This window comes from Acidovorax sp., assembly GCF_046339755.1.
Lineage (GTDB): Bacteria > Pseudomonadota > Gammaproteobacteria > Burkholderiales > Burkholderiaceae_C > Acidovorax.
In genome coordinates, this window is sequence record NZ_JBKDTZ010000078.1 from 1 (window position 1) to 15352 (window position 15352).

Consider the following 15352-nt stretch of genomic DNA (forward strand, 5'->3'; position numbering starts at 1 on the left):
GTTGCCGCTTTTTCACTCTAGGGTAGAACTCTTTGTTAACGAATTGACCCTGAAGTCGGCCTTCCAGGGTACAACTTATTGTCGAAAAACGGCCAGAGCACAACTCATTGTCGAAGAGTACAACTTAATTGTCGAACACCAGGCGAAAACGAGACCCAATCGGCGTTGAGAACGGACGCTGGCGAGCAGGTCCAACTCAAAAATCGGGGTATCGGGACTGGCCAGCGAGCCCATCCGAACACGGCCAAGGGGGCTCGAAAGGAGGCGCCGGTAAGCCCGCGCCCTTGGGCCTCGGGTCGCCAGGCCTAGACCCAGCTCTCCACTACGCAACGATCGTCCAATGGGTTGCGCTCCAGTCGGTAGAGGCCTTGCGGAATGGCTGCACGGATGGCGTCCAGAGTCGTTGCCAGCCGAACATCCCCTGTCGGCTGGTCGAAGTTAAAGCGACGGGCCACAAAGAGCCCGAGATAGTCCTGCGGATTTTCGAAGACCGTCCAGACGTAGAACGGCTCCCGGCCATTCGAGATAGTCATGCTCATCGCTTCTCTGCTCCCTGCTCCGCCAACTTTCGCGAGAATGCCTCGCGAGCAATCGCTTCGAGACGCACCGCCTCACGCTTCGCCTCTGTTCCAGCTCGGGCTAAATCCATAAAAGCGGAGCTCTCAGGCGACAGGGAGGTCGTGCGCAGACGAGAATTAATTTCACTTTGCCTGACCTGCGCAGCCATCCAGTCTCCAAATTCAACTGGGATCAATCCTGGCCCCTCGCTCAAAAACAAATCGATCTCCATGTGGTGCTTCCTGAATGCTAAGCCAATCGCGTAATTCGCCGCGAATGCAATTGAAGCACAATTTAATTGAAATCGGAATTTGGCACCAGCATCCCGCAGTGGGTTTCAACGGAAATCCACCTCCCTGCGTTTTGGGTAGTCCCGAAGAAGGCGGCGTGCGCCAGCAGTCAATCGCACCATTCCTTGCCAGGTGTGGCTGGGGTGAATTCGTCCGTCGAGCACCCAAATATTTCGCTCGGTGACGCCGGCGCGGCGAATGAGGCGGCCCAGGCCCTGCTTGAGGGAAAGGAGGCATTCGTTGACCAACGGGTAGAGCCCCATGGTTGCAGCTCTACGGCGCGAAGTTGTCGACTGGTTGAGGTTAATGGGCAATCGAACCACTACCAGGTCAGTCAGCATCCAGTCCTCATGCGCTGGAACCGCCGTGTCCACCAGGTCCACCCCTGTCCAAGCGACCCCCACCCCCACAAGGATGGGACGCAAGCCCGCTGCGTGCTTGGCTTTGAACTCCGCGACGTACGTTCCAAATCGATGGGCCGGAGTTTGGATCACCATCCGCTCCCCAAGGATGTGAGCCAAGCGCTCTGCCAGGCCGCGCACGTCCTCATACGCCGTGCAGAGAACCAGTGTCCCACCACGTGCCCCGAATGAGATCTCGCGCACTGCACCTGCGACGCGCTCCATCCACTGTGCCGATCCCTCGGCGCCACGGTCCGAGGGCGGCACGAAGTCCGCGAACGCGGCCTCGCCCACCGTATACACCGTGGGAATGGCTGTGATGTGGGGCTCCCTCACTGGCGCAGGCGTGGCGATGCGTGACAGCGGGATGCTAAGGACATTGCGCATGAAGTCGCAGTGATACTCGCCGTCTTCGCCCATGCTGAACATGGTCGCCGAGACAAGGGCAACACCCCCTTCGGCGGTCTTCCAGATGTCCGCCAACTGGATGGCCACTGATGCCGGCCCGCTATCCATCGTAGGGTAGCCCCGTACCGCCGAGAGGTGGAGCTGGACATTGTCAAGAGCCCCGCTGCTAAGCCCGCGCAGCAATCCATCAAGTGCCTGCTGGTACAGCTCGATGTGCTGCACACCTCGCATGGTCTTGGATGAGATCCTGTCTTTCAATGCCCCGACTGCAGCGACCACCCCTGTGAGGGCATCGGGCGATAGCGCGTCAGGGTCGTTCAGCACCACTGACCCTCCTTTTGCCATGTCCCCGAACGGCTGCAGCACGTCTCCGAGTTTCGTCAGATCGCGCAGCGCATTAGCGGCGGTTGACTGGGGGCCCGTCGAGTTCGTGGCGATGAAACGCTTCAGCGAAACCCGCATCGAGAACAGGCTGAGTTGGACAGAGTTCACTCTGGCCACCGCTGACTCAAACAGGTGCGCCTCATCGACCAGCAGGCAACGCGGTGCGGGAAGAGTACCTTTCCATCTTGTCCTCTGCGCAGCGGCCAGCATCATGTGGCTGCAGAGCACGATCCCTTCCACATTGCGCGCCTTGGCACGCATGGCCTGGACGACGGCTCGGGCCTCGCTCCGCTCGCCGTTTGCAGCATCCTCGGAGAGGGAGAAGTCTGCCGCGGGCATCAGGTCGCAAAGGGCTCGCAGATCGTCCATCAGCCAGGCAGCAGAAACTCCTCCGGCGAGCGCAGCGATCGAGTCGGGTTTGAGCGGCTTGCCTCCGCCTAGAGCCCATAGTTTTACCGCTTCATCAACTGGCAACTCAGGGTCCTCATGCGCACGGGCGAGATAGAGCAGCAAGGCCTCATCGTCCACGAACTCGTTTGCCCCCACCACCACAGCTACCGGCACGCTCTCATCCGCGAGGGCCATTACCTCCGCATGCAGTTGGCCAACCAGCGCCAGCGATGGAGCTGCGATCACAACCGGAGTCTTGCCAGCTCGCACTTGCTCAATCGCAGCCATGGCAATCACACGGCCTTTTCCTAGTCCAGTGCTGCCTTCACACAAAACGATCTTGTTTTCGTTGAGGCCCTGGGCCATGCCCCGGTAAAAGGCTCCCTGCTGAGCTGATCGGAAGAGTGACATGTCCAACGGCTGTGCCTGCACAACAAGCCCAGCAGCTTCCGTTCGCTGGCGCTTCTGGATGAGCTGCCCTTCGAGGCAAAGTGAAGCGAAGGCAACCTTCAGATCAACGCCGGCCTTGCTGGCGCTCTCCTGCAACCTGGCAAGCATGCCAACGCTCAGACGCATTGGAGCGGTTCTGAGCCCCGCAATCTCGACCGGCTTGGGCGAGATCTGCGCTTCAAGCGCGAGAAACGCAAGGTGCCTGTAATGCTCGCTTAGCGTCTCGGCTGCACCTCGCTCTTGGACGTCGATCAGCGGCAAGCGGATAGGTTGAACCATGGCACTTCTTTGTTACGTAACTCTTAGCGATTTTCAACCACTATGATACAGTGTAACCAAGCGAAACGGATACAACGGATTCATGATGGGAGCGACATGTACCTTGAACTTTTGATCTTTCCCACTGCATTGAACGGGCAGCGGGTCTACAACGAGACCGCTCGCAGCATCGTGGCCAAGGCTTGCGAGAGTTTTGCGGTCGACCCTCGGATCTTCGCCCGAGGGCCCGAAGGCAACTCCCTGAATGCGGTCTATCCAACCGGCGACGGCACGGCGATCGCACAGCCTCCTCTCATCGCATTCGGCGGGGGCAAAGGCTTCATTCGCCTGACCGGACTGGGTGCCGAAGGAGTACAGGTGTTGCGCGACAACATGCAGATGATCTGTGCGGCACTGGGAGCCCACTACGAAGGCGGATACCGCTTCCGTTTCAATGAAGGGCATTGCACCCTGGCCCAGCTCCATGGCCACGTGCACTCCTACTTCCTGCCCAAGATGTGCATTTCCAAGAAGCCCAGGCGCCTCTTGCAGCAAGCGGGCATTCAACAGCATGGCGAGCGACTGACGCTCGAACATGTGAGGCCTCTGATCGTCGAACAGATCAAGAACGGGCTGGTTGCGCAGTCACGTTTCATGGATGAGAGCTATCGGTCCATTGGCCAACCTGGAATGGCCACCATGGAAGGCAGTCTTGGAACCGATGAGATGCTCAACATCGAGGTGCACGAGGCAGGCCCCAACTTCCAGAGCATCAAACCTGGCGAAAAGGCTCAAGCACTCTTCGCCAATGAAGTGGTGATCACGATGTCAGTGGATCTGGGCGGTCCCTGGTACTTCGGCGGCCTGCGATCGCGCGGCACCGGGCAAATCTTTCGGAGATAGGTCCATGACGCAAACCCAGACCAAGGGCTTGTCTCTCACCTCGTCGGTCGTCGTCGTGAACGCTCTGGGCATGAAGCCTGAAGGCGCAGCGGCGACCAGCGAGGGCATCTGCGCCATGTGTGCGCTCCACATCGGAGTGGGCGATCTCCAGGCTCCCACACCATTCGGACAGAACTTCACCGACGATCTGAGCCTGGCCGCCCGCGGTAGTCCGTGCGTCTGCGGCTACTGCGCGACCCTGTCCACCGTTGATGGCCTGCGCGCGAGCGGGTTCGGCGTTTTCAGCAAGAGCGGAGTACTCCCGTTCCGGAAATGGCAAGACATTGCTAACGCACTATTGAACCCGCCGGAGCCCCCCTTTGTGATGACCTACGCCACTGCGAACAGTCAACACATGGGCTGGCGAGCCCCGGTCAGTGAATCCCGCAACAGCTTTATGGTGCGCGTGGGCCTGCGGGATCTACTCGTGCGCCGAGAGATGCTGGAACGCGCGGTGGATGCCTGTGAATTGCTGGGCAATCTGCCCGGGGTCAGGCCCAAGGCTGTCAACCCCGCACGCCGCACGCTGCCCAACCCTTTCGTTTCCATGTCGTCGGATCTGAAGGAGCCAAGTCACGGACGGTTGCACCCAGGGCTCTTCTCCGATGAGGCGCGCAATGAGTGGACCGATACCCACGAAGGGGCGCTAGCCCTGCTTCGCAGGCTGAGCCTTGGCGAGTCCTGGGCACTCCGATTTGTTCTCACACCAGGCGCCGGCGCGAATTGATCCAGCCGCCCTGACTCCAGCTACTCCCTATCACCGCCTAGACCGAATCACTACGAGGAGATCACACTATGACTGCAACTACCTCCAAATACCGCATCCACGCATTCCTCCGCACGCTGAGCCCCATGCACATCACCTCGCCCGAATCGGCGCGCCTTGACGTGGCGGCCATGAAGGTCGTGTATGGCGACAGCATGGGCATCCCCCTGAACCAGGTCCAGAAACTTAACGTGGCGGAAATCGGTGGATCCTCGCGGTCCGTCCCGGTCATCGCCGCAAACAACATCATGGGTCGACTTCGTCGGCATGGGGCGACGAAGATTCTCGACGCTTTGCGTGCCAAGGGCGAGAAGGTCGCAGTCACAACCTACTCCGCTCTTCAGTGCGGCGCGGCCACCGGGAAGCCGGACGGCCGGGACGTGCAATTCACCGAGTACCGGGAAGCCCGCCAGCATCCCTACATCGGCCTTTTCGGCGGTGGCCCGCGCATGATGCGTCGCTATGTTCGCTGCTTTAACGCGGTGCCCTACATGGACTGCACCGCCTTCATGGCCGGACGCACCAAGCACCCCTATCTGGATGAGGCCGTGCACAAGGCCCCCTCGGACAGCCGCCGTCTCACCCAGTATTGGATTCAGAACCGCAACGATGATCTGCGAGAGTTGGTGAACATTGGCCAGGCACAGGACACCATTAAAGACTTCGAGAAGGAAATCAACGAGCGTCAGCAGGCCATCCTGGCAGACAGCAAGGCAAACTCCGAAGGTGCGGATTCCACCTCGCGTCACTCAACGCGTTCTTTCAGCAGTCTGGAGTTCGTCGTACCAGGCGTGTACTTTCCGTTGTGCTTCGAACTGGACGTGACCGAGGCGCAGATGGGGCTCTTCCTGCTGGCGCTTGATTCCTTTGCCGCAACTGAGCGGCTGGGTGGCCACGCGCGCAACGGTCTTGGGTTGTTCTCTCTATCGGATGTGCTCATCACCGATGACAAGGGCACTGTGCTTGCCGGGAAGGTCTTCTCTGACTCGCGGCTGGACCAAGCCGAAGCCTTCGTGCAGCCTCTGCTGCAGGCCTGGGCCCGTGAGGCCAGTGCGATCTCCGGGGCGGACCTGGACCGTCTGTTCGCTCCTCCTGTGGACGAAGCTAAGGGCAAGAAGTCCGCTAAGGCAAAAGCAGCCGAGGCCGTGTAATGCAAGCACTGGAGGTCACTTTCAAACTGTGCAGTCCGGTGGTACTGGAAAGCGACTACCCCACGCACTTGGACGGTCTCCTCGCAGCGAGCGTTGCCGAGGAGGCACAAGAATTTGGCTCGGACACGCCCTGGCAGGATGCGGACGATCTGTCCCACCTGCTTGAGCGTACCGATGCCGACAGCACCGGCGCCTGGGTATGGAAAGCCTCTGCGTTGCGCTTCACGCCGGCAACGGAGCGGTTTTTCACTTCCATCGTGCGCAGGTGCGAACCCGAGGCTTTCATGCACGCGATGGACTCGGGCGTCATGAATATGCGCCGGCCTCGCAACTACCTCAGCGGATCTGGCGGGCAGGATCGCGGCTACTTTCTGCTCCACTCTTACCAGTGGATGGAAAGCGCAACGGCGTGGTGCATTGGCGATGCCAATGAGATTCAGGCAGCATTGCAGCGCATCCGGTACCTCGGGAAAATGGGGCGCAATGGGTTCGGGATGGTTGAGTCATTCTCTGTTGCCCCGGGCTCGAATACTGAAGCGTGGAGACGCCGCTTCTTGCCCGTGGGCTTAGAGGGGGAAGGAGACACACAGTACGAGCCAGCCACTCGGAGATTGCATGCGCCCTACTGGAAAAAGACCGGTCTTGCCCAGGTGAAGGCACCAGTATTCATTTAAATTTCGCGGAACTGCTGACTTAAAGCGCCTTTGGAATCAGGGAGTTGTAGGAATTGGGATCATGTGGCCCTGCGTTTGCGCGGGGTTAGAACAGTACCGGCGTCGTCTTTTGCGCCCATCTAGATCATGTGGCCCTGCGTTTGCGCAGGGGTTAGGACCACCAAAGCAAAAGCCGACATAAAAGCCGAGATCAAGTGGCCCTGCGTTTGGGCAGGGGTTAGAACCTCGCTACCATCGTTCCCATGAGAAAGCCAGATCAAGTGGCCCTGCCTTTGCGCAGGGGTTAGAACGGGTGCACCACGCTGTGCGCCGCCATCACGGATCAAGTGACCCTGTGTTTGCGCAGGGGTTGGAACGTGTGATCCTGACGCAGGCGTCTGTAGACGGATCAAGTGGCCCTGCGTTCGCGCAGGGGTTTGAACTAGTTTTGAAGCCGTGCGATCCAGATGTCTGAGCGAATGGCCCTGTATTTGCACAGGGGTTAGACCAATCCAATAGCAGCCCGTTCGCGCGAGGCTGATCAAGTCGCCCTGCGCTGGCGCAGGGGTTTGAACAATGTGAAGGATCACGCGCTGAATTCACCGGATCAAGTGGCCCTGCGTTTGCGCAGGGGTTGGAACTAGCTCATGCAATCACTCCTGGTGAGTTGTGATCAAGTGACCCTGTGTTCGCGCAGGGGTTAGAACTGTTCATGTACGTCCCAGACATTTGGATGAGATCAAGCAGCCCTACGTTTGCGCAGGGGCTATAACCGATCTGGGCAACCCGCGAAGAAGCGCCAAGATCAAGTGGCCCTGCCTTTGCGCAGGGGTTAGAACTTGACCTCAGGTGGGCAGCAACTGGATGTGGATCAAGTGGCCCTGCCTTTGCGCAGGGGTTAGAACTGATGGATGTTTGAAAACCCATGATCATCCGATCAAGTGGCCCTGTGTTCGAGCAGGGGTTAGAGCTGCACAACGCGATCATGTTCGGTGACCTGGGATCAAGTGGCCCTGTGCTCTCGCAGGGGTTAGAACAAGGTGACTCACATCGAAGGCGGGAGCAACGATCAGGTAGCCCTGTGTTTGCGCAGGGGTTAGAAAACCGTGCTGTCTGTCAGCGACGTGCAGAAGGATCAAGTGGCCCTGTGATTCCACAGGGGTTTGGACTACTCCTCTACGCTCAAGGCGAACAGTGGCAATCATGTCGCCCTGTGCTTGCACATAGGTTTGAACTTCGACGGCGAGGTCACCTGCGACGCCGAGGATCAAGTATCCCTGCGCTTGCGCAGGGGTTGGGACCAAAGCCACGGATACCTGCCAAGGCAACGTGAATAAGTCTCCCTGTGTGTGCACAGGGGTTTGAATTTGAAGAGCGGATCCGCGCTCAGGTCGAGGATCAAGTCGCCCTGTGCTTACGCAGGGGTTTGAACGTAGGTTTCGCTGGCGTTGATGAACATCATCATGAAGTCGCCCTGTGTGCTTGCACAGGGGTTTGAACACCAGCCACGGCATCGCGACCTTGGCCCGCGATCAAGTTGCCCTGTGCTTGCGCAGGGGTAGAAAGTCGCGAATGTGGAGGTGCTCAGCCTGGCCTATTCACTCGCCCTGCGCTCGCGCAGGGGTCGAAGCACCCTCGCTTCGTAGGTTCGATGCGAGATCATTCCTGCCGCCCTGGGCGAGGGGTGACTTGAAATTCGCCGCGCAAACCGCTGACTGAATCGCGGCCCTCAAGCTCGGCCCTGCAGCCGATCAAATGCCGAGAATCGGAGCCCGTCGCGAAGGCGTGCGGTTGCATTACCGGAGCCAGATCATGCCCACGGCGGCCTGATCCCAGTGGTTCGTTCCGCTGCGGGTTCCTGGATCTCGGCCGCGGCCTACTCAGCGGATTCAGGTACCGTTGCCCGCCGCCTCACCAAGGTCATGAGTGTGTCCCGATGGGGCTCAAAGTCCTTCTTTCGCTTGGCCCTCTTCAGCACCGTGAAATCACCGGTCTTGCCCTCGCAGATCAGTCCAAACCCTTCTGGCAATTGGCTCGGCTGCAGTAGCCCCATCGGCGTGCAATACCAAGCCGCTTGGGCGATATCGCGCGAAGCTGCCAACTTCTTAGGGTTGGCCAAGTCGGCCCGAAAGTCGGCCACAGAAACCTTGACCTCGTAGGCAGCAATATCTGCAAGCCGCGCGGTGGGTGTGACCGCGCATGCCACCACATCAAGGCGCGCTTGATACCACCCGTCAAGTTCGTCCAGCGCGAGCCTGGTTGAATAGTCTCGATCGAAAGTGACGTTCTCCCACGTCATGCGGCCCTTCGTCTCTCGGAGCCAATGCGCCAAACGCCCGCCCAAGGTGTGATGCACGTCGCAAACCGCCCTGCGCGCATCGAGATCCACCTTAAGAGTCCGGACGCCCAACTCGGTGATCGCCAGTACCGCGCTTGCACTTCGGCCAAGCACGTCGTCAACAGTCGGGCACTTGAGCATTCCCGCTGCCAACAGGTCCAGGTCCATCGGCCCCAGAGTACCGACATGCACCGGCCTCCCCTTCGAGAAAATGAACCGCAGTCGCTTGAGATGCGCGGGCTTCAGCGCGCGATCAACGGTGTTGGTATCGGAGGCTGCGCCTGCCGATGACTTGTCCGCAGTGATCTGCTGGTCCAGCATCACTCAACCCGCGATCAGAATGTCCTGCAGAGCCTTTGCTGCCGCCAGGCGCTTGGCATCTGACTTGGACGATGCAAAGCCGGAATAGGTCTTCGCAGCAGAGCCCTCGAACAACGTCACCAGTGCCTCGAAGATTGGCGGGTTGATTTGCTTGGTGCGAATTGCGTACTCGGGCATTCGCACCTTGCGCTGCTGGGCCCGCTCCTGCAGAGCGCCCACGGGGTTGTCGGAGGGCACGGTAGCTGTGCCAACAGCAGTAGCTGGAGAAGCCCGAGATACCTCCCCCAAGAGCTTGGAGCAGGCTTCGGCTTCCGCATGCTTTTTGGAGGTACCGGCCCCCTCCGCTGCGAATCCGCCGGCCGATGTTTCAACGCTTACCCGGACGATAAACTGCGGCGCGTGGGGAGGGCCCTTGACGGTATGCTCAAAATCAGGAAACGGCCAGGACCTTGCTTGGAGGAACTCCAACAAGGCTCCCTTAGGGTTTGGCGCCCTGCTGGTTGCAACCCCATCAGTTGGAGCGACGGATGGCTCTGGGGCCCGGCAACCGAGCATTGCCGCGATAGCAGCGATCACCGCTTGCTGCTCAGCCTCCTTCTTGCGAGTTCCCGTCGCACGCCCAGTGAATGGCTGCTTGTCCTTGGAGATCATGCAAACGCTTTCGAAGTCGGTCCCTCCGCCTTTGGTCTGCACGTCCACAGTGCCGAGAGCCCCAACCTGCCTACCGTGCAGGATCAGATGCATCCCCCGCGGCGCACTTGCGGCCACCCAATTGACAAACCGATTGGCCAGCGATTGCGGCCACATCGCCAGGGGCCACTCCGCGATCAGGGCATCCGCAACTTTGTCGGCAAGCGTGTTGAGCTCCATACGCCGCTGCAGTTCATCCGCCAGCGCGGCATCCACAGTTCCCGCGACCGCCATCAACCCGATCGCCTCGACCAGAACGTGGTCTTGCGCACCAGACAGACGGTCCTGGCTCAATGCCGCTTCGGTCTTCTTACGGAGGGCCTGTTTGTAGCCCTCGGCCACATCTTCCCTACGATCCGCCAAGGTCTGGTTAATGCTCCTCGCCACCTGGTGCAGTCGTTCTTGGGTGTACGGGAAGGCGTGCCCTACTACATGGGCTTTGAGCTGGCGCTGGTTCACCAGGTCGGCATATCGCCGAAGCGGCGAAGTCCCGTGCGTGTAGCAAGCCAGCGCCAGCCCATAGTGGCCGCCAAGGGTGGGCTCATAGAGGGCCCGCCCGACGGCTGCTGCGAGCTGAGAGGTGATAGCCGAAGTGTCAGCGGCGCCCGAGGCGAGCCAGGCCTGCAGCGATCGAGCCAGGTCGGCTGCAAGAGGGGCGGCGAGTTGGGGAACGTGATTTCGGTAGAGCCCTGGGATGTTTTGGTTCACCATGTACTGCGCCATCGAGGCATTCGCAGCGATCATGAACTCTTGGATGATGAGGTGCCCGACCATGGCGCCCGAGGACGGAACCTGGAGGAGCCTTCCCTCTTCATCTGTCATGACTCGGCGGGCGGCATCGAACAACGCAAGAGCTCCCGCGCGCTGGCGCTTTGCGATCAATTCCGTGGCAACCGCTGACGCCAGTCCCAACATCTCGGAAACCGGGCTGTTCTTGTCCCGGATCAGAGCCGGAATCTCCTCGTAGGAGAGCCGATGCGTCACGGTGACTTTCGAGAACTCGACTGCGAAACTCGATACCGCCCAGGACGGGTCCAGATGCAGGCGTAGAAGCATCGCGTCTCGGATGCGCCCTTGTACCAGGCTCGCACGATCCTCCGCGATCGCAGGAGGCAGCATGCGACGCGCTGGGCTGTCACGCACATACACGGTCGCGGCCAGGGCCTGCGCCGCCAGATCATCGGGACCACCCACTGGCACAGCGGCCGAAGCATCCGCGATGGCCACCACCAACTCAATCCCACCACCTGTGAGGGGTTGGAGGCTGAATGCATCATCAATGTCGCGGGTCGATGCTGAGTCGATAGTGACCAGAGGAAATTGGGCCTTGTCGTTCATGGGAAGCAAGAAAGTCAGTGGTGGTGGATACAAGCTCAGTCACAGCGCGTCATAGAGGTCCTACTTGGCTGTGTTCAGCCCCGAAGCACTGCAGAAGCTCGTGGCGAAGGGCGAATGCTCGCATGACTACCTGGCGCAGTTGCGTCCCGGTATGGAACGTCTCGCCACTGAGCGTCGCCCTGGTGACCCCCTCGCGCCACCTGACGCATCCCGATGCCTCGGGGTCAAAGTCACCAAGGGGCAAAAGTTCCTGGGCCGCGACCACGGGCGCCACGGCACCTTCGGGATCCACGTGGATGAACTGGTCCGCCGCGGGCAGCGCTCCTGTCGGAGGCACTACCCTTGCCTTTGCCACGCCAAATTTTGCCTCACCAGGGCTCCGGAGGGCCTCCAGGAGCCCTTCGCGGGTTGCCTTGATACCTGGGTGGCCCCCAGCAGCTTCCCAGGCCTCCTGCAGAGTGATGCACTCCTCGGCCGGCATCGTCTGCGGCGCCAGTTCCACCGGAACGAGGCCGAGTTCAGCGGGGTGACGCTTTGCATCCGCTAGCCCACGTGCATATCCGACCTCTTCAGCGTTCGCTGCCAAGGCTTCCCCTGCGCGCTGCGCAGCGTAAATCTTGCGGTGCAACTGGGTGTCTTCCTCGCAGTGAAGGCGGTTGACTTCTTCCATTCGCCGGTATTCCGCTATATCAATGAGGCAAGCAGGCCTCTGCGCTAGGGATGTGCCGAAGTGCTCGGCAGCGGCATTGCGATCGCGAAAGACCTCATCGCAATGGAAGCATCGCCATGGCATTTTGCTCGCGCGGTCGCTCATACGAAATCTCCAAGCCTGGTGCCCGGCATACCGCGCTTCCACCAATCTAAGTTCGGGGTCTCAGCGTTGTCGGCCTCCATCGCGACCATCAGCGCAATCAATGCCAATCTGGTGCGCGACGACTTCCCGCCGCCGGCGCCGGGGCAGCAAAACTCAATGCTGCCGCCCCCCTCTTCGTCCCAGATGCTGACGTAGGCGTCGTTGTCGCTATCGAGGCCCACGCGGATGTGGCCTGTCGGACTCATATCTCCGAAACGGCCAACGTCACGCGCCTTCGGCCACTCAATGGTAGGGGTTGCCGTCATATCAGCCGACATCCGGAGACCAAGACTGCGCGCAGAGCTGCTTGCTGCACCTTCAGCCAACGCGCTCGCGTTGGTTCCGCCGTTCGACGCGCATGCGTGGTTCACACAATGGATCAACTTGGAGCCGTCGACCACTGTCTGGCGCATGCCGTCTTCTCCGCAGATGGGGCAAGCCACCCAGCCATCCACTGGAACGTGCCTCATGCGGGGCTCCCCAGTGTGCTCGCAGGGAGTGCGGGAGTATTCACCTGCATGAGGTGGGTCACCCATGCCTCGTCTGGTACATCACCGAGGGTCCATTTGTCGATCGGCTCAAAATGGGGACCATCTTCTGAAGAGAAGTCGGCACGGACCAGGGCCACGTGTTCAAGCACGTCGCCCGTCGCCCGTCCAACCGTTCTGCCATCGTCGCCTGCATCGAGGTCGTATTCTGGGTAGCACACACGTGCCCAGTACACCCCGTCGTCAGGGGGGCTCCCAGCGTCCAGCTTGAGCCAATCGCCCTCCGTACCGCACGGCACCGAACTAGCGCCAAGAGCACCTTGGAGCATGCGTATGGCCTTGGCGCGGTACTCGGGCAATACTGCAATGCCTGTCGCCTCCATCGACCTGTAGCCATCAAGAGCGAAGTCCAGGACCTGAGCCAGGGTGGGCTCCCCGGTCTCACCAGCGCAATCGCACGTCGCTACTGCGCGCGCGTCGCGAAGCAAGAGGGAATGATCGAAAGCAGCCTTCGGATGGAACATCAACTCACTGGCTAGGCCCGGGTCCAAATATCGCACAACGCATCCCAGTGCAGAGCGGAACTTGCTGCTGTCATCAAAGTAAATTGCAGCCACCGCCTCGTGCAGCGCATCGTAAAGGCGAGGTGGTTCACCAGGCACCCCCTGCAGCGCGTCATGCGCAGCGCCCTTGACTGTATCGGGCAGGGCGCGCCCGATGTTGATCCACAGCGCCAGAACTTCATCCAGGAATAGCTGGTGTTCGGGGTGGGCCCCAAGCCTGGTCTTGTAGAGGGCAACGCCAGGCGTAGCGCCGGCAGTATCCTCGCGCGAACAGGTGAAGTCGCGCAGCCGCTCGGCAAGGTACGGAGTGTCAGGTCGATTCATATCGGGTCTTTCATTTAACGCTGGCGTCCTGCTCATGCGCTGCTCCAGCAACTCGCGGCAACGGCTGTCGTCCTGCAGCGGCCAAGCAGCGCCGCGTGATTGCCGGGGCCTCGCGCTGGCTGATCTCGATAGCGCCGGCAGCGACTGCGAGCGCGCGCATACCCAGCCCGATGTCATAGTGAGGGTGCCTTGACTTCAAGGGGTACTGGTACCAGCGGCGATCCACCCCAATGCGGTCTGCCATTTCATGCAGCTCGTGCTCTGTGTCCGCGACCATGTGGCACATGACCATGCGGCCCACCCGTGCACGCATGTTGTCAACGTACACCGGCATTCGCGTCTCCAGTGCTGCAGTTGCATGCGATGTCCAGCACCTTGCGTAGGCGCGATAGCGCTTCCCCTGCGGAACCAAACCTACAGCTGGCCAGGAACTCGGCGTCTCTGTAACTGGGAGATGGCTCGATCACCCAGTCACCCTGCTTGGTCATGCATTCGCCGTTCCTTCGAACGGCCCAGAGTGCAGGCCCCGACTTCTGCCTGGCCATCTCAATGTTGACCACCTCACCGTCTTCCTGCCCAGGTGCCGGCACCGCGTAAGAAGTCACCTGAGGGAGTGAGGAGCATGTAGGCATGGATGGGCGGGCAGCGACCATAGCGGCGTAGCATTGCGGTGCGCCCGTGCGATAGGCGCTGTTTTCCTGCTCGATAGCCGCGGCCTGGATGCCCGCTTGGATCATGACTTCGGTTGCAACTTCCGGCATGGGCACCCACCCTGGCGGACAAGTTGCCGATAGCGGCACACACCCTTGCTGTGGCGTCACGTCTCGGACCGCGCATGGGCAATGTCCCAGTGCATACCCGCAGGCATCGCAAGACGGAACCCCTGCCAACTTTGCCCATTGCTTGCGCTCCGCGAGCGTTCCAGATCGGGCACCCGCGTGCATCAGCACATAGCGGTGCCGCGCAACAGCGAGAGCGTCATCCCGGCCACCGGGTCCACGCTGTAGGCCATCCTCGATCATCCGCTGCAGCGCCTCCCAAACCCCGTCGGGAACATCACCGCGACCATCGTTGGCTAGGGGTATGGTTCGTGTAGGCATCGGACCAACATCCGCCACCACATCCATGCGATTGGGATCGAGGGGCAGAGCCGACTGGGCATCTCGCTGGGGGGCAGCGCCTGGGGCTTGGATCGCAGTAAGCACCGTGAGATGTCGGGTAGGAACGCCACTGAACTGGGAGCTGTACCAGCAATCAACGCTGGCCATGTAGCGGGCGGGGGCGACTATCGTGTCCTCGCCGTCCAGTACCCGCACCCAGCACCACTGCCCGTCCTTCACCGGCTGTTCGCCCAGCGTCCCAGCGCCAAGTAGACGTCCGCCGGCATCGGGTGTAGCCCCTTCCATAACTTCGTTCATGCCAGCCATTGCGCGACTTTCAGGTGGGTTACGGTGGTTTGGGCGCGGCCTTTGTAGTCACCGTGGGCCTTGACCTTGCAACGCGCCTTGATCCTCCGGCCCACACCACCATCGACGATGTCGCGAGGGCATGCACTCGTCTTCCACGCCAGCAGGTTGCCTGCGCTGTCGTTGAGAAGCACCAGGTGGGAGATACCAAACTCGGTGTTCAACTCGACCACACGAGACACAGCCAGTTCCAGCTCAAGTTTCTCGCCTGGGGACCCAATGTGGTGGCTTGGGGATGCCATTGCTCTGGCGAGCTCCTGGCTACGCGTGAACCCCGAAACTGCCGAGCAGGCGAGCGCGAGGTAGCGGGGTTCTCGCTC

General features: G+C 60.7%; 14 protein-coding genes. 4 read left to right on the plus strand and 10 right to left on the minus strand.

The annotated features are described in order from the left end of the window. Nucleotides 1-305 precede the first annotated feature (305 nt). From ACK59X_RS06200 to ACK59X_RS06210, 3 genes are all read right to left on the minus strand, one after another. Nucleotides 306-539 carry a hypothetical protein gene (locus ACK59X_RS06200; protein ID WP_409956027.1) on the minus strand — a complete coding sequence of 78 codons (234 nt, stop codon included), beginning with the start codon at nt 537-539 and terminating at the stop codon, nt 306-308. Further along, nucleotides 536-790 carry a hypothetical protein gene (locus ACK59X_RS06205; protein ID WP_409956028.1) on the minus strand — a complete coding sequence of 85 codons (255 nt, stop codon included), beginning with the start codon at nt 788-790 and terminating at the stop codon, nt 536-538. The genes ACK59X_RS06200 and ACK59X_RS06205 overlap by 4 nt, the downstream gene beginning before the upstream one ends. 105 nt (nt 791-895) lie before the next feature. Further along, nucleotides 896-3160 (minus strand): helicase C-terminal domain-containing protein, encoded by a 2265-nt coding sequence (locus ACK59X_RS06210; protein WP_409956029.1) that lies wholly within the window; start codon nt 3158-3160, stop codon nt 896-898. Nucleotides 3161-3256: 96 nt separating this feature from the next. Between ACK59X_RS06210 and ACK59X_RS06215 the strand changes: the two genes are divergently transcribed. From ACK59X_RS06215 to csf3, 4 genes are all read left to right on the plus strand, one after another. Next, complete coding sequence (locus ACK59X_RS06215) at nt 3257-4042, plus strand: hypothetical protein (RefSeq protein ID WP_409956030.1); 786 nt, start codon at nt 3257-3259, stop codon at nt 4040-4042. 4 nt (nt 4043-4046) lie between these two features. Next, nucleotides 4047-4808: a type IV CRISPR-associated protein Csf1 gene (gene csf1, locus ACK59X_RS06220; RefSeq protein ID WP_409956031.1), complete on the plus strand. Its 762-nt coding sequence runs from the start codon at nt 4047-4049 to the stop codon at nt 4806-4808. Nucleotides 4809-4876: 68 nt separating this feature from the next. After that, a complete protein-coding gene (csf2, locus tag ACK59X_RS06225; RefSeq protein WP_409956032.1) occupies nt 4877-5998 on the plus strand; it encodes a type IV CRISPR-associated protein Csf2 in 1122 nt (373 codons plus the stop codon). Continuing rightward, nucleotides 5998-6672 carry a type IV CRISPR-associated protein Csf3 gene (gene csf3 / locus ACK59X_RS06230; protein WP_409956033.1) on the plus strand — a complete coding sequence of 225 codons (675 nt, stop codon included), beginning with the start codon at nt 5998-6000 and terminating at the stop codon, nt 6670-6672. Before csf2 ends, csf3 begins: the two co-directional genes overlap by 1 nt. 1855 nt (nt 6673-8527) lie before the next feature. Here csf3 and ACK59X_RS06235 read toward each other — a convergent pair. The 7 genes from ACK59X_RS06235 to ACK59X_RS06265 form a co-directional block, all read right to left on the minus strand. Then, nucleotides 8528-9310, minus strand: a complete 783-nt coding sequence (locus tag ACK59X_RS06235; protein ID WP_409956034.1) for a hypothetical protein — start codon at nt 9308-9310, stop codon at nt 8528-8530. 3 nt (nt 9311-9313) lie between these two features. Continuing rightward, nucleotides 9314-11338, minus strand: a complete 2025-nt coding sequence (locus ACK59X_RS06240; RefSeq protein WP_409956035.1) for an RNB domain-containing ribonuclease — start codon at nt 11336-11338, stop codon at nt 9314-9316. 49 nt (nt 11339-11387) lie between these two features. Then, the gene (locus ACK59X_RS06245; RefSeq protein WP_409956036.1) at nt 11388-12152 is read right to left on the minus strand and encodes a hypothetical protein; all 765 of its coding nucleotides are present in this window, start codon (nt 12150-12152) and stop codon (nt 11388-11390) included. Further along, a complete protein-coding gene (locus ACK59X_RS06250; RefSeq protein WP_409956037.1) occupies nt 12149-12604 on the minus strand; it encodes a hypothetical protein in 456 nt (151 codons plus the stop codon). The genes ACK59X_RS06245 and ACK59X_RS06250 overlap by 4 nt, the downstream gene beginning before the upstream one ends. Nucleotides 12605-12657: 53 nt before the next feature. Further along, a complete protein-coding gene (locus ACK59X_RS06255; RefSeq protein ID WP_409956038.1) occupies nt 12658-13566 on the minus strand; it encodes a hypothetical protein in 909 nt (302 codons plus the stop codon). Nucleotides 13567-13576: 10 nt separating this feature from the next. Further along, nucleotides 13577-13900, minus strand: coding sequence for a DUF4031 domain-containing protein (locus ACK59X_RS06260; protein WP_409956039.1), 324 nt, complete (start codon nt 13898-13900; stop codon nt 13577-13579). Between the two features lie 1080 nt (nt 13901-14980). Next, a partial coding sequence (locus ACK59X_RS06265) for a hypothetical protein (protein ID WP_409956040.1) occupies nt 14981-15352 on the minus strand: 372 nt, incomplete at its 5' end.

Coding starts and splice junctions, on each gene's coding strand:
- ACK59X_RS06255 (WP_409956038.1), bottom strand. CDS start 13,566: ATGAATCGACCTGACACTCCGTACCTTGCCGAGCGGCTGCGCGACTTC.
- ACK59X_RS06240 (WP_409956035.1), bottom strand. CDS start 11,338: ATGAACGACAAGGCCCAATTTCCTCTGGTCACTATCGACTCAGCATCG.
- ACK59X_RS06250 (WP_409956037.1), bottom strand. CDS start 12,604: ATGCGCCAGACAGTGGTCGACGGCTCCAAGTTGATCCATTGTGTGAAC.
- ACK59X_RS06200 (WP_409956027.1), bottom strand. CDS start 539: ATGAGCATGACTATCTCGAATGGCCGGGAGCCGTTCTACGTCTGGACG.
- csf1 (WP_409956031.1), top strand. CDS start 4,047: ATGACGCAAACCCAGACCAAGGGCTTGTCTCTCACCTCGTCGGTCGTC.
- ACK59X_RS06210 (WP_409956029.1), bottom strand. CDS start 3,160: ATGGTTCAACCTATCCGCTTGCCGCTGATCGACGTCCAAGAGCGAGGT.
- ACK59X_RS06235 (WP_409956034.1), bottom strand. CDS start 9,310: ATGCTGGACCAGCAGATCACTGCGGACAAGTCATCGGCAGGCGCAGCC.
- ACK59X_RS06215 (WP_409956030.1), top strand. CDS start 3,257: ATGTACCTTGAACTTTTGATCTTTCCCACTGCATTGAACGGGCAGCGG.
- csf2 (WP_409956032.1), top strand. CDS start 4,877: ATGACTGCAACTACCTCCAAATACCGCATCCACGCATTCCTCCGCACG.
- ACK59X_RS06245 (WP_409956036.1), bottom strand. CDS start 12,152: ATGAGCGACCGCGCGAGCAAAATGCCATGGCGATGCTTCCATTGCGAT.
- ACK59X_RS06260 (WP_409956039.1), bottom strand. CDS start 13,900: ATGCCGGTGTACGTTGACAACATGCGTGCACGGGTGGGCCGCATGGTC.
- ACK59X_RS06205 (WP_409956028.1), bottom strand. CDS start 790: ATGGAGATCGATTTGTTTTTGAGCGAGGGGCCAGGATTGATCCCAGTT.
- csf3 (WP_409956033.1), top strand. CDS start 5,998: ATGCAAGCACTGGAGGTCACTTTCAAACTGTGCAGTCCGGTGGTACTG.